General features: G+C 57.3%; 15 protein-coding genes and 1 pseudogene. 13 read left to right on the forward strand and 3 right to left on the reverse strand.

The genetic code is table 11. The annotated features are described in order from the left end of the window. Positions 1-326: 326 nt before the first annotated feature. Positions 327-1364: a DsbA family protein gene (locus BBOMB_RS06060; RefSeq protein WP_044087572.1), complete on the reverse strand. Its 1038-nt coding sequence runs from the start codon at positions 1362-1364 to the stop codon at positions 327-329. A gap of 201 nt (positions 1365-1565) precedes the next feature. Beyond that, positions 1566-3821, reverse strand: a complete 2256-nt coding sequence (locus BBOMB_RS06065) for a serine/threonine-protein kinase (RefSeq protein WP_044087573.1) — start codon at positions 3819-3821, stop codon at positions 1566-1568. A 426-nt stretch (positions 3822-4247) separates the two neighbouring features. Between BBOMB_RS06065 and BBOMB_RS06070 the strand changes: the two genes are divergently transcribed. Further along, complete coding sequence (locus BBOMB_RS06070) at positions 4248-6656, forward strand: HAD-IC family P-type ATPase (protein WP_044087575.1); 2409 nt, start codon at positions 4248-4250, stop codon at positions 6654-6656. 318 nt (positions 6657-6974) lie between these two features. Here BBOMB_RS06070 and trpS read toward each other — a convergent pair whose 3' ends face one another. Then, complete coding sequence (gene trpS, locus BBOMB_RS06075; RefSeq protein ID WP_044087576.1) at positions 6975-8105, reverse strand: tryptophan--tRNA ligase; 1131 nt, start codon at positions 8103-8105, stop codon at positions 6975-6977. Between the two features lie 176 nt (positions 8106-8281). Between trpS and BBOMB_RS06080 the strand changes: the two genes are divergently transcribed. The 12 genes and pseudogenes from BBOMB_RS06080 to BBOMB_RS06145 all read left to right on the forward strand — a co-directional run bounded on the left by BBOMB_RS06080 (position 8282) and on the right by BBOMB_RS06145 (position 20484). Continuing rightward, positions 8282-8680, forward strand: coding sequence for a DUF3073 domain-containing protein (locus BBOMB_RS06080; protein WP_044087577.1), 399 nt, complete (start codon positions 8282-8284; stop codon positions 8678-8680). Between the two features lie 588 nt (positions 8681-9268). Continuing rightward, positions 9269-10318, forward strand: coding sequence for a CpaE-like family protein (locus BBOMB_RS06090; protein ID WP_081867340.1), 1050 nt, complete (start codon positions 9269-9271; stop codon positions 10316-10318). After that, entirely contained in the window at positions 10315-11304 is a 990-nt protein-coding gene (locus BBOMB_RS06095) for a CpaF family protein (protein WP_462138049.1), read from the forward strand. Before BBOMB_RS06090 ends, BBOMB_RS06095 begins: the two co-directional genes overlap by 4 nt. Before the next feature lie 154 nt (positions 11305-11458). Next, positions 11459-12172 carry a type II secretion system F family protein gene (locus BBOMB_RS07690; protein ID WP_152570147.1) on the forward strand — a complete coding sequence of 238 codons (714 nt, stop codon included), beginning with the start codon at positions 11459-11461 and terminating at the stop codon, positions 12170-12172. Positions 12173-12461: 289 nt separating this feature from the next. Continuing rightward, positions 12462-12989, forward strand: a complete 528-nt coding sequence (locus BBOMB_RS06105; protein WP_161787708.1) for a type II secretion system F family protein — start codon at positions 12462-12464, stop codon at positions 12987-12989. 393 nt (positions 12990-13382) lie between these two features. Then, complete coding sequence (locus BBOMB_RS06110) at positions 13383-13673, forward strand: DUF4244 domain-containing protein (protein ID WP_052377527.1); 291 nt, start codon at positions 13383-13385, stop codon at positions 13671-13673. A gap of 42 nt (positions 13674-13715) precedes the next feature. Further along, the gene (locus BBOMB_RS06115) at positions 13716-14117 is read left to right on the forward strand and encodes a TadE/TadG family type IV pilus assembly protein (RefSeq protein WP_052377528.1); all 402 of its coding nucleotides are present in this window, start codon (positions 13716-13718) and stop codon (positions 14115-14117) included. A 50-nt stretch (positions 14118-14167) separates the two neighbouring features. Next, on the forward strand, positions 14168-14686 hold the full coding sequence (locus BBOMB_RS06120; protein WP_161787709.1) for an Rv3654c family TadE-like protein: 519 nt from the start codon (positions 14168-14170) through the stop codon (positions 14684-14686). A 62-nt stretch (positions 14687-14748) separates the two neighbouring features. Continuing rightward, on the forward strand, positions 14749-17454 hold the full coding sequence (gene dnaX / locus BBOMB_RS06125) for a DNA polymerase III subunit gamma/tau (RefSeq protein WP_044087580.1): 2706 nt from the start codon (positions 14749-14751) through the stop codon (positions 17452-17454). Between the two features lie 177 nt (positions 17455-17631). Continuing rightward, positions 17632-18234 carry a recombination mediator RecR gene (gene recR / locus BBOMB_RS06135; protein WP_044087582.1) on the forward strand — a complete coding sequence of 201 codons (603 nt, stop codon included), beginning with the start codon at positions 17632-17634 and terminating at the stop codon, positions 18232-18234. Between the two features lie 378 nt (positions 18235-18612). Further along, a pseudogene (locus BBOMB_RS06140) lies at positions 18613-19373 on the forward strand (aspartate kinase). A gap of 568 nt (positions 19374-19941) precedes the next feature. Further along, positions 19942-20484 (forward strand): ACT domain-containing protein, encoded by a 543-nt coding sequence (locus BBOMB_RS06145; protein ID WP_044087615.1) that lies wholly within the window; start codon positions 19942-19944, stop codon positions 20482-20484. The last annotated feature ends 13 nt before the right edge of the window (positions 20485-20497 follow it).

Consider the following 20497-nt stretch of genomic DNA (forward strand, 5'->3'; position numbering starts at 1 on the left):
GTTCCCTAAATCGAGTTGATGGCCTTGTGCGCCATATATGGGCGAAGCCGTTCGTCACGCATTCTTCCTCCGTTTGCGGTGGCCGTGCACCGCAAAAAACGTGGCATCAATGTGGCATGGATTTCATGTATGCCGATTCGGTTTGGTCAGTGCGCTCATGCGTGGTCGGTTCCGTGCGCGGTTCGAAAGGTAGGTCCGGTTGGTTTGGCAATGGTTCGTGTCCTCTCGCGCGCAGACCGGTGAAAGGTCGCTCTGGCCCTTGGCTGAGACGAAAAAATGGAGCCCGCGTTGGCGCGGGCCTCGCTTTTCGAATTGTTATTTTGGGTTTACGACATGGATTCGGGCTTTCCTTCGGTGCCGATGTCGGGCATCTCTCCTTCGACGCCAACCTGTGATTCGTTCAGCCCCAACGATTTGAGTATAAGCGCCCTTTGCTTTGAAGAGGAATTCGGCACTTGGCTCATGTCAATCCTCTGCCCGTTGATGACAATGGTCGGGGTCGAAAGGCTGCCCTTGGCTTGCCCGGATGTGTTCCACAGCTCAGGCCTGCGCACAGTGTATTGGTACGAAGCGTGCAGCCAGTCGTTATAGGTTCCCGAGAACGCCTTGTCGGCCACGGACTGGGGCACGCCGGCCTTAAGCGCCTGGGTCTTGATCTTGTCGTTGCCGGTCGGCACATAGCCGCTGCCTTCCTCGGGCTGGAAATCCTTGGAATATATGTTGTCGATGAAGTCCATCAAATGACGTTGGTTCGGGTCGTGGGCCGATATGTAGACCAGGGCTCCTGCGGCGCGTGTCGAATAATTGTCGGTGGAGAGGTTATCTTCGAAGTTCATGGGGTGGTAGACGAGATTGATCTGCCCGGCGTTCACCATATCCTCCAGGGTGGGTCCCACCTGGCGGTGAAGCTCGCCGCACCAAGGGCACAGCGGATCCATGTATATCTCCATAGTGGGCGCACCGGGGGCCTTCTTGCCGTAGCCTTCACGTGAAAACAGGAGGCCTCCCTGCTTGTTTGCGGTTGATGGCTTCGTCCGGACCTGTTGAAGTTGCGAATAAGCCTGGTCCATGGTCAAGGAGTTGGCCTTGTGTCGCTTGTATATGTTGTAGCCTACGATGCCTCCGATGGTCGCGATGAGCGCGATGACCACCACCACTGCGACGATGCCGATGATGGTTTGGCGACGGCGTTCGTTTTCGGCCTCCGCTTCGGCCTGCTGACGGGCAAGCATCTCCGCCTGAGCTCGGCGGCGCGCCCTTGCCCTGCGCCGTTCGGACTGGGTTTGCCGATTTGCGCTGACGGATGTGTCGCCGGGCTGCTTCCGATCGAGGTTCTGTGATGAACGATTCGGTTCTTGTGCCATAGCGCTGTTCCTTTCAGTTTATTGACGTTCCATGGGCATGCGCGTTGATGCCGTCACGTATTCCTTACTCCACTATATCGTTGCGGCTGTAATGGATGCGGTGTGCGGATGGGCGGCGTCTGGAGTGCGCGGCGTAAGGGTGCGGAAGCCTACACAGCGGTGCTAACCGGATCGTGGGTCGACTCTGTGGGCATCACGCGCTCACAATGGGAACCATGTGAGATGATCGGCGGTCAGGCATGTCGCGGCTGTGAGAAGCGTGATTGCAAACCAGATGACGAGCAGTATGAAGTCCCAGCGGTTTGCGGACCGTCGGCGTGCCACGTCTTGTCTGCCGGCGTTGGCCAATGGATCCGGATGGACTCTGGCGGTGGTCATCACGTTCGAGCTTACCGGAACATCGCCCAATTGCCAGGGCTTCGTCGCGGAGGAACTTTGCGAAGCGCAGTCTCCGCGCAAGTACCCCGCACCGATGCGTAAGGTGTGCCCGCCGTGGACGACGAAGACGACGAGCAGCCACGATGCAGCCGCACAGACCACCTGCGTGACGCCCGTCGATGACAGCGGCTGGTTGGCGAAGACCGGCACGGGGAGACTCTGCGAACCGAGGGGAAACGTGAACGTGGAATGCGGAAGACCCAACACGAGCTCGATGATGACGGGAACGGCAAGCGCGATCACGGCGTTCAGCGCAATCTGCGGAATGCTGAAGGCCAATCCCTTCAAAGCATGCCACGGCATTTCCAGGCAACGGCGTGTGAAGTCGCCGCCCCGTCGTGTTCCCCCATGCTTCTCCTCGCGGGCAAGCTGGGCCTGTTCGCTCAGTCCCAACGTCGTCAGAAACCATATCAGGGTCGATGCGGCGATGGACGCGAGCATAGGGTAGGCGCTCGCGAGCATCGCTATCGGTATGGCTATAAGGCATGCCGGCAACACGGATCGGGAGAGGAGCCTCTGCCGGCGGACGGATACCACAGTGTCCGCAGACACCTGGGCCATGAGGTCCGAAGGATCTCTCGGACCCGCCCTTCCCGCGGCCAAAGATGTCGGGTTCTCCGTTGATTGTGGCATGACGGCGGGGGGGAGGGTATCTCTTCGTTCCCCAAGGTCGTCTTCTGTGGATGCATAGGGTTGGCCGTCAGTTGGAGGCATGATCGTGGTCCGACCCGGCATCGCGACCGTCGGTGCGGGCGTATCGACCGGCATGACGACGGTGTCGTTCGTTACCGGCGCCATAGGGAAGGCCGTAGTGACGTCCGGCATGTCATCCTTGGGCAATATCTGGGTTCCGACCAGCGCCGTGTCCCGATCCTCTATGGGAAGCAACTGGGTTGTGGAGGTCGGCGCGTCGTCATGCCCGGGTCGCATTGGTGCGGCACGCTCGACATCGGTGTCGTCGTCATTCCAATATATCCGCGGGTTGCCGTCTGAGTTTTCACCGGCCATGCCCCGGTGGGCGGCCGCATCGTGACCTGCACCGGAGTGATGGTCCGGTGCGGACGAGTCAAAAGGGAACGCCGCGTCACCACCGGTCCAGCCATTGCTCTCCGTGGCGTCGGCCTCGATTGTTTCCAACAGTTGCTCCGGACTGCATCGTTTCGTGCGTATGGGGCTGAGCGCCTGCCGGAAGGCGGACAACGTGCGCGGCGGGAGTCCGGAAAGGTCCGCGCTTCCCGCAGCCTCCCTTTCCAGAACTGCCATCATCGGTTTGTCCCCGAAAACCGGCTTGCCGGTGGCGGCGAATGCCAGCACACTGGCCAGTGACCACCAGTCCGTGGCTTCGTCGGATTCATCGCCGTCGATGATCTCCGGCGCGATGAAGCCGGGCGTCCCCATCACCAGGCCGGTCCGGGTCACATGGCTTTCCCCCTGCGCCATGGCAATGCCGAAGTCAACCAAGACCGGGCCCGTGGCTGAGACCATGACGTTGGTCGGTTTGATGTCGCGGTGGATGATGCCTTGGGCGTGCACCGCCCGCACGGCACTGATGAGTTTGCGGGCCAGGAGCTCCAAGTCCTCGCCTTCGTAGCGACCGTTGATGTTCACGTCATCGCGCAGGTTGCGACCTTCGATGAGTTCGGTGACTATGAAGGCGAGCGAATCGTCGAGTTCCATGTCGACGATGGAACACACGCCCGGATGCTGCACCTTGCGTAACGCCAGCGCTTCCCTCCGGAGCCGTTCCCGGGCGGTGACACGTGGGTTGCGCCGCATGGCCGGGGTCATGTGCCCGTTCAAGGGCCCGGCGGATTCCACGTCCTCCTGTAGCGGGCCGTCATCCGTCTCTTCTTTCAACGAGTCGCGCAGTATCTTCATGGCGTAGGTCTGTCCGCCGTCATCGCGTACTCTCCATACCGATCCCATCGCCCCTCCGCCAAGGCGGTCGATCAGGGTATAGCCGCCCACCATTTGCCCGGACTGGAGGTCCAACGCGTTTACATCGCTCATGGACACCATTTTAAGGACTTTCATGCCACGTTGAAACCTTGGGGTTCCCACATCATGGTTCCGTTCCGATCGTCTGGCGGTAGGCCGTGGGTTAGGCACCGGAAGGATGGTGCGCACTGGAGCATCGCTCCGCATTCTGTGTCTTGTGCTCTGTGCTTTTTGTGTCTTGCGTTTCTGTGTTTTGTGTCTTGCGTTTCTGTGTTTTGTGTCCTGCGTTTCTGTGTTTTGTATCCTGCGTTTCTGTGTTTTGTATCCTGCGGCCGGCATCGTCGCAAGGCTTCCAACGTTCGAGGGGTGCGGCTATAATGAGTGAGAACAGAGATTCATCTTTACGCCGTGTATCGGAAACCGTGGCATGCGGTCCGGTGGGTTAACAAGGCGTGACCGAGGTGTCGGTCACGCGAATGCCGGCACATTACCAGCGTAAGGAACGTCATGTCATCTTATGTACATATGATCATCCGTCTGTGTCGTCGGATACCCATGTTGCTGCTCACCATCGCCGGTGCCGTCCCAATGGTGCTATGCCGGCGTGTGCGACCTTGGGGCGTGCGTCAATGGACGTACAATCCGACGATCGGGGAGCTGGTCGTCGTCGTGCTCGTGCTAGTCTCCGTCGTCGCATCGTTGCGGGAGATGATCGAAGATCTGCGTCACGGTCATGTCGGCGTCGATGTGCTGGCCGTCGTGGCCATGCTCTCCACCCTTGCGGTACGCCAGTACTGGGCCGCATGGGCTGTGGTGCTCATGGTTTGGTCGGGTGACGCGATCGAAGGTTTCGCCCAGAGCAGGGCGGAAGGCAACCTGACCGCATTGATGGCCGCCGCACCGCAGGTCGCGCACGTCAATGGCTCCGATGTTCCGGTGGAGAACGTTAGACTCGGTGACGTGCTGAATGTCCTGCCCGGGGAGACGGTTCCGGTGGATGGCACCATGCTGAGCGATGTCGCCACACTGGATATGAGCAACATCAATGGTGAGCCCGTGCCCAGGCAGGTGGGGCGCGGTTGCGAGGTGTTTTCGGGTTCTGTCAATGGCTCGAAAGCATTCTTGCTGCGTGCCACCAGTCTGGCGCAGGATTCGCAGTATCAGCGAATCCTGGAGTTGGTCGGTTCTGCTCGGGAATCCCGGGCCCCAGTCATCAAGACCGCCGATATGCTCGCCGTGCCGTTCACGGTCCTATCGTTCGTCATCGCCGGTTTGGCGTGGCTCATCTCGGCCAGTCCGTTGCGGTTCGCGCAAGTACTGGTGCTCGCTACGCCATGTCCGTTGCTCATCGCCGCCCCGGTGGCGTTCATGGCCGGGACCAGTCGTCTTGCAAAGTCCGGAATCCTCATCAAAAGCCAGGATATACTTGAAAACCTGGGTCGCGTCACTCATGTGTTCTTCGATAAGACCGGAACCGTGACGGGCAAAAGGCCGCAGGTCATCCGTGTAGATATGGCCGACGGTGCCGAGGAGGCGGAAGTGCTGCGACGATGGTGCAGACCGGACTCAGGGTGCAATGAGACTCCGGCATCCGGGGTTCGATCCAATCGGATTCGGGTCTTGAAATCGGACAGTCGGAGCGGTCAGGATGTCGCCGGCGAGCGTTCCGTCTGCGATGAGCACGGGATGCGAAGCTCTGACTTGGTTCTGGCGGTTGCCGGGGCGCTTGAGTCGAATTCAGTGCACGTTCTCGCCCAAGGCATAGCCAAAGCCGGCGGCGAAGCGGCGGCAAGGCTGTATTCGCTTTCCTCGAAGTCTGGACGTGGCGCATCTTCTACAGGTAAGTCGACCGGCGCGTCGGGAGAGGTTCGCGCATCCTCCTCACAGTCTGGGCGTTCTTCGTCGACTGACAAGTCTTGGGGCCGACCGTTGGATATGCGTTCGCTTGACGCCGGCGATGTGCAGGAAAACTCGGGCGAAGGGGTGAGTGGCACCGTCATGGGTGTGCGGGTTCGTGTGGGGCGGCTTCGTTACGTGATGGCCGGTGAGGAGCGGTTCGACGGAAACGAGGATGTCGGTGTGCTTCAGGAGCCGGAGGCATCGTGCGACGGACTGGTGCGGCTTTCGCCTGTCGCCCGTGATTCGGCTTTGGTTCCGGGCAGGCAGGAAGTTTCGAACCCAGATGGTGCTTCGGGTCGAGCGTGGTCTCCACGTCAGGACGAGGAGGTCCGGTTTTCCGAACTGCGGCCGGATGAAATGGCCGCGTTCGTGTCTTTCGACGGGAAGCTCGTCGCCCGTATCGTGCTACGCGATGAGCCTAGGCGCGATGCGAAGGATGCATTGAGCGAGCTGAGGCGGCTTTCCATAACGAAACTGAGTATGCTTACGGGCGATCATTGGGATTCGGCTTATGCCATTGCCAAAGAGGTAGGGATCGAGGACGTCCATGCGCAGATGCTTCCCAAAGACAAACTTGATGTGGTCCGTGCCGCACAGCATGAATCGGTAGAAGCGGCTCGATGGCGGAGTGTATTCGAGCGTATCGTGACCGGCCGGTCATCCGTGCGTCCGGTGACGATGATGGTGGGTGACGGCGTCAATGATGCCCCGGTGCTTGCGGCCGCCAACATTGGCGTGGCGATGACGGACGGGGCTTCGACGGCCGCCTCGCAGTCGGCTCAAGTGGTCATCATGAACGATGACATCATGATGGTGCCGTACGCCGTTCTTGTGGCGCGGCAGACCAAGCGTGTCATGCTTCAGGCCGTGCTTGGTGGGCTTGCGCTCGCCGTGGTGGGCATGGTAGCGGCCTCGTTCGATCTCATTCCGGCCGTGGTGGGGGCTTTTGCACAGGAAGGAATCGATGTGGTCTCCATTTTGTGGGCCTTGAGCGCTACATTGGACCGCCGCGAGTGAGTGCTGATCCGTCCGCGATGATACGTATTCAGAGGATCTCCTGGCGTTCAGGGCGAACACGCGGTTTCAGATGGTCTGGTGAGCCGTGTGGGCGGTCATTGCCCCTTGACCTTTAATATGGTCGCCAATCGGGAGCGAAGGTGAGAAGGATGGTTGGCGCAGATTGGAATCATAGGAATCGCAAGGGGGTGGAAAACCGTGGAATCATGGTGCTCGCGGCATGAAGATTGGTCTTGCCGAGTCATCAATCGGCCGTTGGTACCCAATCGTTCCGGTACGTCCCGCCGCCCGCCTTTCAGCGTCTTCTCGGCAGGGACGTCAGTACAGCATACCCATGGCCTCACGCACTTCATCCAGCGTCTCATTGGCTATCGCATTGGCTCGTTTGTTCCCGTCATGAATGACGTCGCGTATGGAATCCATGTCCTTCGCGAGTTCCTCGCGGCGTTCGCGATGGGGTGCGAGGAACTCGTTGACCGACGTGATGACATATTGTTTGAGTGCGCCGGCGCCGGCATCGCCTATTTCGTCGGCTATTTCCACGGGGTCACGCCCGGTGACCAATCCTGCTGTAGTGAGCAAGGCTGATACCTGCGGGCGGTTCACTGGATCGAAGGTGATGCGTCGCTCTGAATCTGTGGGGCTCTTTTTGATGAGTTTTTCCGTCTCTTTCGCGGTGGCTCCGAGCATGATGGAATTGCCATAGGACTTGCTCATCTTGCGGCCGTCGAGTCCCGGAATCTCTGGGGTATCCGACAAAATCGCGGCGGGTTCGGGGAACACCGGGTGTTTGTGCGCGTACCGTTCGTTGAAACGGCGAGCGATGGTCCGTGTCATCTCAATATGCGGGAGCTGATCCTTGCCTGCCGGAACCACGTTGGCCTTGCAGAAGAGGATGTCGCAGGCCTGGTGCACCGGGTAGGTCAGCAACAACCCGGTCAATGCGTGCCCCGATGCCTCCTTCTCCGATTTCACCGTCGGATTCCGTTCCAGCTCAGCTTCGGTGACGAGCGACAGGAACGGCAGCATGAGCTGGTTTTCGGCAGGCACCGCGGAGTGCGTGAAGATCATGGTCTTTTCGGGATCGATGCCGGCCGCCATATAGTCAAGCACCATGTTGAGAACGTTTTCGCCGATGTGGTCAGTGGTGTCGCGGTCCGTGATCACCTGATAGTCAGCGATGATGATGTTGGTACGTACGCCCTTGTCCTGCATCTCGACACGGGATCGGATGGAGCCGAACAGATGGCCTAGGTGGAGTCTGCCCGTAGGTCTGTCGCCGGTGAGCATGGTGAATTCTTCGGGGTGTGCCTCCAACCGGGCCGTTGTCTCATCGGAGCGTTTTTTCGCTGCGAGGAAGCTGGCGCTCATTTCATTGCCGGCCGCGGTGAATCGGGCGGCAGCGTTCGTGTTGTGCGCGTTGTTGTCTGCATCCGTTGCATCCGTCATGATAACCCTTATTTCCTTATATCCTATGAAGGTGTGGAATCCCCGTGAATTGGTGTTTTTATACTAAAAGTCTGAGCCGACAATGAAAGAACGAGAAAAAAGCGGAATCTGAGCATGGTCAGTGGTATCCTACGTAATGATGAATTGTTACCAGTAGAGATCATGCAGGGGGTCAAATGGGCCGCGGACGTCAGAAGGCTAAGCAGAAGAAGATAGCCAGGAAGTTGAAATATCTGACAACCGACACCGATTATGACGAGCTCGCCAAGGAGCTGAAAGGCCATGAGTCGGATTCTGACTCGGTTGACGTATCGGCAGATGACAACGTGGATCAAGGGTTTGACCGGTTTTCCGAGGGGGAGGACAGGCTGGCACAGCCGTCGTTGTCTCATTCAAAGGTGTCGACCGACGAAGACGATCTTGATGAGTATGCGAAGTGGGCTGCAGAGGCTGCGGCGAGGGCTACCGAGAAGGCGGCTGTGGCTTCGGCTGGCGCCGCTTCGACGAAAAAGATTGCACATAAGCCTTTCCCGATGCCTTTGCCCACCATTCTGAAGAAGCCGACGACGAAGTGAGTTCATCCTCATCCGATTTTTCGGCGTGAGTCTTGGATTTTGGATTTTGGATTTCAGGTTCAGGTTTCAAGCGTTGGATCTGGGTTTTGGGTTTCAGGCGTTGGATTTTCGGCGTTGGATTGGGGACTCGGATCTTCGGTTTCCGGCGTTCCTGATTTCTGTGTGCGGCAGTGTCATGGTAATCCGCGGCTTCGTGGCTTTGGGAGTTGCGGTTCTTGCACTCGTTGTCAGGTGTCGGTCTGGTTTGCCTTTTCTGCTGCTTTTTGTGATGTGAACATTTGGTTCTCAGTGCCATCCGTGTGCGTTTTCAAGCGTTCGTTCTCCTCTGATGGGCGAACCTCAACAATGCGATTGTGACATTGGACAGGTTTTCGAGCGTCCGTCCTTTTCTGATGGACGGATCGGTTGGAGTACCTGTGTGCGCATAAGTATGTTGGTTGTCAACGCTTTTATGCGGATGTGGGTAGATTATCGGACAATGACGGTGTGTTTCAGGTTGACTCGCGCGATTTGTGGATAACTCATATCATTCGACCACAATGATGGATTTCGTCATCGCTCCGCACCGTTCAGAGCTTCAATGAAGCCATGAACGATAGAAAACAACAACCAGGGTTGATGCGAACGTCCGGTGGGCGTATGTCAAGTCGTGCGCTTGTGCCAGTCCCTCTTCCTCACACGGACGGTCCGGTCGTCAGCCGGTTTCCTCCAAAGCCGGTTCCTGCTAGAAAAGGTTTCAACGCCGCCGTTGGGGCGGGGAATTCGTCGGTCCGGGACGGTATTCCAGGCAATGTGGTGGTCGTGCAATGCGCCAGTGGTGGTGTGGGTCTGACCACGTTGTGTGCTTTGCTGTCGCTTGAGTTGACGGGTAGGGGGTGCAGCTGCGTTTTAGTGGACGCAGATTTCCAAAAGGGCGGGTTGGATGTGCTTTTGGGTATGGAAAACGATCAGGGGCTAAGATTCGGTTCGCTGGACATTCCATTAGGCAATGTTTCAGGAATGGCTTTATACCGTCAATTGCCCCAGTGGGAAGGAGTTCGGGTTCTGGCCTTCGACCCGTGGGACGGCGATGCGCCCCAGCCGTGGCTGGTGGAGGCTGTGATCAGGGCGTTGGCGGCTGTGGTGGACGTGGTCGTGGTCGATGCCGCGTATGGATCCGTTTTGGCGGATGCCCCTGCCTTATACCAAGCGCCCAGAGTGGTCCTTGTCGAGCTGTCGGTATTGGGCACGATACGTTCGCAAGCATTGCTGCGCACTGCGTACGGTGCTGCTGGCGGTGCGGGGAGTCACGGACATGAAGGCCACGCATCGGCACAGAGTGGTGTGGACGCCCCTGGGGGCGGGCTTGTAGGTGTGGGCTATGGCCCGATGGAGGTACCGGCCCATACTCCGCACCATATGGCGATCGTCGGAATGCGGCCTCGTGGTGCTCCGGGAAGACGCGGGGTTCTGAAACAGGAGGAGGCTTCGCTGTATCTGGGCAGGGAATTTGTCGGTACGCTACATGCCGATGCGAAGCTGGCTGGTGATGTGCTCGAGGGGCTCGGCATCAGGAATGTACCTAAAACGCTCAGACCGGCGGTCGGTGCAGTGGTCGATGACATAGAACGCTGGCTGAGGGGAGGTGACGTCTTGTGAGGTTCGGTCCGTTGGACGATCTGATGCATGATCACGCTTTGACCGACGTGGCCGTCACATGTGAGGGAAGGGTGTGGGTTGATCGGGGAAACGGGATGAGCGAGTATGTTCCGAAGGTCCCCTTTCGCTCACCTGACATGGTCAGGCAGTACGCCGTGCAATTGTGCGCCCAGCTCGGCCGAAGGCTTGATGATGCCTGCCCGATAGCCGATGCCTCTAACGTCGAGGGAATCAGGATCCATGCGGTCATTGCGCCGTTGGTGCCCCAAGGGGCCTGCATCTCCATCAGGTTCCCGAGCCATATGGCGCCTCGGCTGGACCGATTGGGGAGTCAGGGTCTGTTCCCCAGTGAATGGTATCCGTTATTGTGCTCGTTGGTGGCCCGACGCGCCACCATCCTGATTACAGGCGGAACGGGAGCCGGCAAAACCACACTGCTTAAGGCGCTTCTGCGTCAGTGCGACCCCCGTGAACGCATCGTGAGCGTCGAGGAAGTCAGAGAGCTGGGCGATCTTGGCCGTGACGATTATGTTTCTTTGGTCTCTCGCGAAGCAAACGTGGAAGGGAAGGGGGCGGTCGGTCTTCCTGAACTGGTCAAGGCCACTCTCAGGATGCGTCCGGACCGTGTGGTGCTGGGGGAATGCAGGGGTGAAGAGATAGCCGATTTGCTCAGAGCTTTTAATTCCGGTCATCGTGGTGGCATGGTCACTTTGCATGCCGATGGTGTTCGCAGTGTTCCTTCCAGGCTTGTCTCATTGGGCTTGTTGGCCGGTCTCAATCAACGTGCCGTCACCATGCTGGCTGCCGATGCGTTCGATGTGGTATTGCATATCGAACGAAATCGGGGCAGGCGGTATATCACCGAAATCGGAAGGCTGACCGTTGACGAGCATGGTTTCAGAGGCGAAGCCGTGGCCAACTGGAATGGTTGTGGTAAAGCCGTGCCCGGACCTCTATGGGTGGAGTTTCTAAGGCGTTGGATGTAAGACAGTCGGTGGGGTGAACGGAGGGAGAGGGACGTATGGCGGTGCCGCGGAGGTGGGGCCGTCGCCCCGATGGGGTGCCTGCTCCTCGGTCCCTGTTGGAACCGTTCGTCGCAGTGTTCGGACAATGTTCGAATGCGGTAAAGAAGGTGAGGATATGCGGGATGTGCAAAGTGCCGTACTGACCGGTTGTTTTCTGTTTGTTGCGGTTCTCCTGTGTGGATTCAAGTGCGGAAGCACCGTTGAACGGTTGGTCTGTGTTCGGGGTGGGGCGGTGGTCGGGGGAGGGATGCCTACGGATGGTGCCGAGGCGGTCGATTATACGGCTGGCGCCAAGGGATCCGGGATGCTTGCCCTTATAGATGCAGTTCAGGCTCATGTGCGTTCAGGTGGATCTCTGAATAAGGCCTTTGCACCTTATATGTCGGGTGAGTGGCTGAGTTCCACTCCCTCATTGCCGAATGTCGATCAGCTTGCGCGAATGCTGGAAACGTTCGCACAAGCAGATGAAAGCGAAGCTCAGGTGCGTCGGATGGCAGTGGAGCTTGATTTGGCGTGTCGAATCAGTCAGTCGTCGGGTTGCCCTGCGGTGCATTGTCTTGAGGCCGTCAAGGACTCATATCGACGGATGCGTTTGCTTGACGATCAGATGGAGAATGCGCTCGCGGTTCCCAAAGCAAGCGTCAGGTTGCTTACGGTCTTGCCGGTAGCCGCGGTGATGTTCGCTGAGCTGCTTGGGGCGCATTCCCTTGCTTTTCTTTTCGGAGCCAATGCGGGGCGCCTGTGCTTGGTGTTGGGAACACTGATCTACATGATCGGGGTGATGTGGATGAAAATCCTGACGGAGAGGGTCATCGAAGCGATACAGTGAGCTGCTTCTATGGAGTTGCGCCTGCAGGCATGATAGGCCATGCTTGGCATGACAGGCATGATTGTAAACCAAGGCCTTCGGACATTGGCATCGAAGCCGTATTGACAGAAAGAACCAGACGATTGAAGGGAGACGCATCATGTTCGGTTTCAGACTGTTTTGCTTCTGTGCCGGTGTCTGCTTGGGCATGTGCTGTTACCTGGCATTGTCCACTGCGTGCGCGTCTGTAGGGCGTCTGAGCACGCAATTTTTGTCGATACGAGAAGAATACGGCATTGCCGGGTGCGGCATGGCTCATACCGGATCTGATGGGCATGAGGCCGACCGTCCCTCCATCGGGTTGGTGTTGCGGATGGTCGCTGTAGCGGTGCAGTCGGGTGCTTCCATTCCCAGAGCGTTGGAGCAGGTCGGCCAGGTATTATCGGGGCCGTTCGCATACAGTTTGCGGATTGTGGCGGATGGATTGTTGCGCGGATATGCATGGCATGATGTCTGGATACGTGCCGGCGGTGAATCGGTGTCCGAGAAGGGTGGGCGAAACTGGTTCGGTGAATCGTCACGCTCCTTTTTCGATGAGAGGGATGAAAAGGATTTGTCTTTGCTGCGGGATGCCTTAGAGGATTCCTGGATGCGAGGTTCCTCTCCCATCAGTCGTTTGGAAAGCACCATCGAACAGATTGATGCGCGGCAACGCCATGACATCGAGCAGGCCTCCTCAAAGTTGTCGGTAAAGATTCTCATGCCGACGGGTCTGTGCTTTTTGCCGGCGTTCATGCTTATCGGTGTGATTCCTGCAGTTGCTTCATTCGTGTCCTGACGGAGTGCTCAGTGAATGCTTCATGGTCGTGTGCATGGATGGTGGGTATTTTATGAATCGGGGCTCGTGTTTCCCCTTTCCCTTTTCCCTTTCCTTTTTCCTTTCCTGTTGTCTGGGCCTGTTATTTGTCTGGGCCTGTTATTTGTCTGGGCCTGTTATTGCCGGCTTGTTTTTCAAATGGTCGTGGTCCGGATGCTTCCTGGCGGAGATAGAAAGTTGGTCCGTTCGTCGGCATGTTTATAAGACAGTTGCGACACACTGCCTCAGTGCATAACTTCGGGCGTTCGACCACAGCTCCCTGTGGCGCTTGGATATCATGCCCGCCTGCATCAGACTGGATATATCGCAATCAATCGGTTGCGAGTCAAATAACACCAATAACACCAAGGAGGAATGATGAATAGTCAGGAGATTGATCTTGTTTCAAGCCGAAGCGGAATGTTAACGGCTCAAAGAAAACGTTTGGCGCAGGCGGTGGGTTCCATCAGGCAAAAGGCCTGCATGCTCGATATGAAGCTTCGCACGCTTTCCTGCCAGGTCGATGAAGGTGCGGCCACGGCGGAATATGCGATTGTGTTGGTAGCTGCGACCGGCTTCGGAGCCGTATTGGTAGGGGTCCTCAAATCCGATATGGCCAGAAAACTGCTTGAGGGTTTGGTGAAGAAGGCATTGGGTGTGGTCTGATACTGCGGTTGTCACCACGATGGTTCAAACGGAAGAGATGGCATGGGATACAAGCGCAATAAGCCCGTCGGGATGTGTTCTTTCCCACGGTACTGGACAAAGTGCTTTGGGCGAAGCGATGAGGGCGCGGTTACCGCTGAATTCGCCGTGGTGTTGCCCGCGGTGATGATCGCGGCTGTTTTGATTCTCATGCTGGCTCGTGCGTCTACTGTGGCCATGACATGTCAGGATGCGGCATCGGCCGCAGCGCGAACCGCGATCATTTCGAAAGATGACTATAAAACGAAAACCGTGGCTCGCAATGCGGCCGGAGCCGACGTCGATGTATCGGTGGCAAGGATGAATGGACAGGTCGAGATTGTGGTCAGCTGCCCAATCGTCTCCGATCCGCTACATGTGTTGCCGAAAGTCGTACATGGCAGAGCGATTGGGGAAGAACAATGATACGGTGGGAACGCCTTCGTGCTGCGCCCTCGACTCTCATCTCGAAGGGTATGGGATTACAGGCTTGTGCGGATTGGCATATCACCGGGAATGACGATGGTGTTGACCGGCTTCCTGATGAAGATGGGGCTACATCGCATCCGAAACATGGTCTTGTCGGGCGCGAAAGTCGATTCTCGGCGGAGAGGGGCATACGCGCCGGCAGGCAATTCGTTCGGTGTCCTCGATTCAGAGATCGCGGTTCAGGTACCGCAATGGGTGCTGCTCTCATCGCGGTCGTCGCGATACTGCTATTGGTCATCGCCGCAGGTGCTAATGTGCTGCTTAGCATCTCGCGGGCACATACGGCCGCCGATCAAGGTGCCTTGGCTGCGGCAAGCGCTTTGCGCAACGGAGATAGCTTTGTCTGCCTGCGTTCACGATCGCAGGTGCGTTCAAATAATGCCGTTCAGGAATCATGTACCGTGGTGCAGGAGGACGTGACGGTGACGGTGAGTGTTGCGACGGACGTTCCGTTTTTGCCACGTGTCCGGGTACAGTCGCGCGCCGGACCGGTGGACTGTAGTTGAACGATAGGTCCGTTGATGTCTGAATCATTGGGAAATAGCTTGGTGTTGGTAGGTTAGTAGATATGGCACTTGCATTGTATCGACGGTATCGTCCGGACACGTTTGACGGCATTATCGGGCAGGATCAGGTCACCGTGCCCCTATCTCGCGCTCTGGATGCAGGCAGGCTCACTCATGCTTATCTGTTCTCCGGACCGCGGGGTTGCGGAAAAACCAGTTCTGCCCGAATTCTGGCCAGATGCATCAATTGCGAACAGGGGCCCACATCGCATCCTTGCGGTGAATGCCCCAGCTGTAAGGATCTTGGCACAGGCGGCCCCGGTTCCATCGATGTGGTGGAAATAGACGCCGCAAGCCATAATGGCGTGGACGATGCCAGGGAACTGCGTGAGCGAGCGGCCTTTGCGCCTGCCAGAGACAGGTATAAGATATTCATCCTCGATGAGGCGCACATGGTCACCCAGCAAGGTTTCAATGCTTTGCTCAAGATCGTCGAGGAGCCGCCTGAGCATGTCATGTTCATCTTCGCCACCACGGAACCAGATAAGGTGATCAGCACCATCCGTTCGCGGACACATCATTATCCGTTCAGACTGGTGCCGCAGGAAGTGATGGGCCCATATCTCGAGAAGGTGTGTAAGCAGGAAAAGATAGAGCCTGAGCCAGGTGTTCTGGGCTTGGCCATGAAAGCCGGTGGCGGTTCGGTCAGGGATACGCTTTCTGTTTTGGACCAGCTTATGGTGGGTGCCGTCGATGGCAAGATTTCATATGATTCGGCCGTCTCGTTGCTTGGATTCACTCCGGACGCCCTTATCGGTGAGGCGGTTGACGACCTGATCGAAGGTGACGGTGAAGGCCTTTATGGGGTGGTCGAAAAGGTCGTTGTCGGAGGGTTCGAACCAAGGAGATTCGTAGAGGATCTTCTAGCACGTATAAGGGATTTGCTTGTTCTTACCCTTGGAGGGGAGCGGGCGGCCGAATCGCTTGGCGAGGAAACCGCTTCGCTCGATATGTCGCAACTGCAACGTCAGGCTAAGGCTCTTGGACTTTCCGCCCTCACCATGATTGCGGAAATCATAGATTCCGTGCTTGCCGGCATGGTTGGCGCCACGTCGGCACGTATGCGTTTGGAGCTTTTGGCCGCACGTCTTTTAGCTGCACGCCGGTCGGGATTCGCACCTACGGCTGTTGCCGGTGCGGTAGGAACTGGAAGTGAGGGAATGACGCCCAGCTCAACCGGTGCCCAATCTGCTGCCAGCAAGGGCGGTTCGGTTCAGCGGGGAGGATTCATCGGGAGTCGTGGCGCACAAACCGAAAAGGACGCAGGTATGGGTCCCGCGGTCACTGGAGGTCCCGCTCAACAGGGTCATGCTGGTTCCTCCGTTTCCTCGCGTAAGGTGACTTCTCCCGATGTCGGGGGTGTCGGAACTGATGCCGGGAGTGCCGTCAATGAGCCTGAAAAATCTGTATCTTCCGGTATAACTCCGCAAAAGGAGGCGACGAGTGGCGTCGATTCGACCGCTAAGGCGGAACCCGCGCATCCCGATGCTGCCGCGACGCAAACGGCGGACACCATCAAGGTCTCGGCTGCCGAAAAGGCCGTACGTCGAACGGTGGGTGAGGTTGATCCGGCGGCGCCCGTCCAGGAAAAATGGGAAGTCGTTTTGCGGGCTTTGCCTGTTGGCGTGAGTGAATACGTCAACCAGGAAAAGGTTCCGGTCGTGTCGCTGGCCACGAATCCTGCCGGTCGTGCAAGACTCTCCATGACGTTCGACACGGCGCTCAGTCAACACGCATTCGCCCTGGCTATTGCCTCGGACCCGGAGAATGAAGGTAAAAAGGCTTCTTGGGTGGTGCTCGAGACCGTCAAGGTCGTCTTTGGCCCTTCCACAACCATCGCACCTACACCCGTCGCGGCGAATGGGGAACACGTGACTTCCACCAAGCGCATGAAACCCGAAGAACTGGCTCAGGTGAAACGCAAGATCGCCATGGCCAAGGCGGGACTTACTATGGCGTCGGATATCGTCTCCCCCAGTGGCCGCGCTTCAGAGTCCAAGGAACGGAGAAAGGTTCGTGATGAGGATGGCGGCGATTCGGATGACGCCTCTCACGCGGTTCAAGATCAGGATGTAGATCCTTGGTTCCAGACACCAGCTCAGGCGCAGCACGACGCCAAAGAGACGGAAGTTGCTCGATTAGGAGTCGGTCAGGTTCCCGAGAGAGAGAAGGGCCCTGTCGAAGATCATGACTCGGGTATCCAAGCCTTGGAAGCGCATGGCGACCCCGCTTCCGATGCGAACGTGCATCATAAGAAGCATGTTGCGGTTCCAGACATAAGTGATGGAGTGGATCCCTGGGCGGTCGCGGAGGATACGGATGACCAAGTCGGCGGCATTGCCCCGACAATTGCGGCGGCTGGCAGTATTCGTACGGAGCGCTCACCGCATGTGTTTCCGCAGTCCGATGTGAATCGTCAAGCTGATGTGCAACGGACTGATACGGATGTGCACAATTCGGATGTACATAATCTGGATGTACACGATTCGAATGTATACAATCCAGTGAAACCCGAAGTGCCGCCTGAGGACGATGTCTATTCGCTGAGCGATCGATCGGTGGGCGGTGACGATGCGGTAAGCATCGATGATCTCACTCGAATGTTCGAGGTGAAGAAAGTGGAGGAGTTCGACGCGGAGGATCCCAAAAACCCCAAAAATGCCAAGCCTGCCGCCAAATCTCAGGAGAGCCAGAAGCGTGCCTGGTGATTTGGTGCAGGGTGGTCTCGTTGTCATCTTGTCTTGGAAGTCATATCGGACCTTGTGGCGTTTTGGCGAGTCAGTGGCTGATGTTCTGGTGAGGATGTGTCGATGGTGTGTTGGTGAGATTGTCACTAACGTGTTGTCCATGGTCGCTCTCACTCAGATGGAGAAGGGAATGAGAATATGGCATTAGCTTATGACGGCGCCATACAGCGTCTCATCAATGCTTTCGCGCAATTGCCGGGTATCGGTCCCAAAGGTGCGCAACGCATTGCTTTCTATATTCTTTCGGCTAGTGATGAGGAAGCTGACGCTTTGGCTGAAGCCATCCATGAAGTGAAAGAGAAAGTGCGGTTCTGCGAGGTTTGCGGCAATGTGTGCGAAACAAGTCCATGTCCGGTTTGCGCCGACCCGCGGCGTGACCGCTCCATGATCTGCGTGGTGGAGGAGCCCAAGGATGTGATGAGCATCGAGCGCACTCGTGAATACCATGGTCTCTACCATGTGCTTGGTGGAGCCATAAACCCGATGGCCGGAATCGGGCCTTCCGACCTGTCTATTCCCAAGTTGCTTGACCGGCTCAAGACAGATGAGGTCAAGGAGATCATTCTGGCGCTCGATCCGAACATCGAAGGTGAAGCCACAGTGACTTACTTGAGCCGTCTTCTTTCGCCGTTGGGCATTAAGGTCACCCGTCTGGCCAGTGGCCTACCGGTCGGTGGAGATTTGGAATATGCCGATGAGATAACGTTGGGCCGCGCGCTGTCCGGCAGACAGGAGATTTGATGGTTTGGGATGCCTGGGATTAGGTCAATTTGGCCAGTAGGCCTGACTTTGTGGTCGGCTTGGATCTAGGTCCAAACATTTGAGCATTGGTGTGAATCCGGTTTTGGTTGGCCTAGGTCTGGTCTTGGACTTTGGGCTTGGGTACGGCCGTGGGTGCTGGCGTTTTCCTTGCTATGCCGCCAAGAGGCTGATCGGCTTTCTTCCAGTGCCCATGGTGATGTACGGCGCATGATTCAGGCGTGATGTCCGATGTCCGATGTCCCACATTATGACGGCCGAGTTCGTTCTTCCATACCGCATTCCTATAATGGCTGTATTCGGTCAGTGTGAGGATTCGTAGGGAATGCAAGGCTGACTTACGGGAAGACAGAGGGACTTGTGGCTCTGATTGTGCAAAAATTCGGCGGTTCGTCCGTGGCGGACGCGGCGTCGATCGAGCGCGTCGCCAAACGCATCGTACAGACCAAACGTAAAGGGAACGATGTGGCGGTGGTGGTCTCGGCGATGGGCGACACCACTGACGACCTTATTGACCAGGCTTATAGCATCGATTCGAACCCGCCGGCGCGTGAGATGGACATGCTGATGACGGCAGGTGAACGCATCTCCATGAGTTTGCTCGCTATGGCGATTCATGCAGCCGGTGAGCATGCCCACTCCTTCACTGGTTCCCAGGCGGGTTTCATGACGGATGCGCGTTTTGGTGCGGCTCATATCAAATCGGTCAAGCCGCGGCGTGTGCGTAAAGTGCTCGATGAAGCTGCATTGCCATCGTTGCTGGTTTTCAAGGGGTTAACGCCGACGGTGATTACACCACGCTCGGCCGTGGTGGTTCGGATACTTCGGCCGTGGCGCTTGCCGTGGCGCTCGGAGCCGACGTATGTGAGATCTACACTGATGTTGACGGCATATTTACCGCCGATCCTCGCATTGTCCCTACGGCCAGGCGGATTCCTGTCATACCGTATGAGGCGATTTTGGAGATGGCCTCCTGTGGTTCAAAGGTGCTGGCTCTGCGATGTGTGGAATATGCTCAGCGTTTCAATATGCCATTGCACGTGCGCAGTTCGTTTTCGAGTCGTATGGGAACTCTAGTTCTACCTGAAGGCGTGGCTCCTGGCTCGTTGCCCAATTTATAGGATCTGCTCATGAAAATCCCTGTTGAAGACATTTGTACATGCGGAGGTGATGACGTGTTGCCCTTGAGTGCGATGGAATCAGTTGTATCGCATGTTGCCGATCGGCATGATCTGACATCTGGTTTCAGGCGATGAACGCTGTCGGTGCCGATTCACAGGATCCGGTGAAATCGGATGGAAACAAGTGGACCTTGACTGGATGTGAGATAACTGAGGGCTGGTCAAGTCTCACTACCTAATTGATGAGCAAGCGCGTACGGCAGCAATCAGTACAGTAACCATCAATACAGTTACGAATCAGGAGTCCCACACTCCATAACTATGATCGAGGAGAACAAGAATGGCAAGTAACGTCAACAATGCCGATGCCAGGGGTATTGGTCGAACTACGCCGAATGTCGGCGACGGTTCACATGATTGTCAATCGCTGCATCGAGCCGACATGCCCGACCATGAGAACGGTGCCGATGGTCCGTCAGGGGCGAACGATGCTTTGAACCTTGCGAGCCTTCCCCGTACGCCTGGCTCGGATGAAGCTCGCAAAGCCGATGGTTCGGCGAACGAATCCATGGGTGAACTATTTCCCGACCTTGGTCCGGAGACACCGGTCATTTCAGGAGTTGCACATGACCGGACGGAGTCACTTGTCACCATTTGCGGTGTGCGCAATGAGCCGGGCATGGCCGCCCGTGTGTTCGAGCGGTTCGCTAAAGCCGGGGTGAACGTGGACATGATAGTGCAGGCCGGGGCTTCCACCGGTACAGCCGACATCTCTTTCACGGTTCCTTCAACCTCCATCGACGCCGTTCGTTCTGTGCTTGAGGGGTCACGGAACGACCTTGGCTACCGAGAGTATGATATCGATACCGAAGTCGGTAAGGTGGCCGTCGTTGGTGTGGGCATGAAGACGCATTCGGGGCTCGCCGCGAAGTTCTTTGCGGCACTCAGTGACAAGAAAATAAACGTGCTTATGATTTCCACATCCGAGATTCGGATTGCGGCGCTTGTTCCCATTGCCCAACTTGATGATGCCGTCCGTGCCCTGCACACTGCCTATGGGATTGACGCCACTCAGGTCGAAGCCGTTGTTTACGGTGGAACCGGTCGGTGACGCCGTCGCTGGT

It is taken from the genome of Bifidobacterium bombi DSM 19703, from assembly GCF_000737845.1.
Taxonomy (GTDB): Bacteria; Actinomycetota; Actinomycetes; order Actinomycetales; family Bifidobacteriaceae; genus Bifidobacterium; species Bifidobacterium bombi.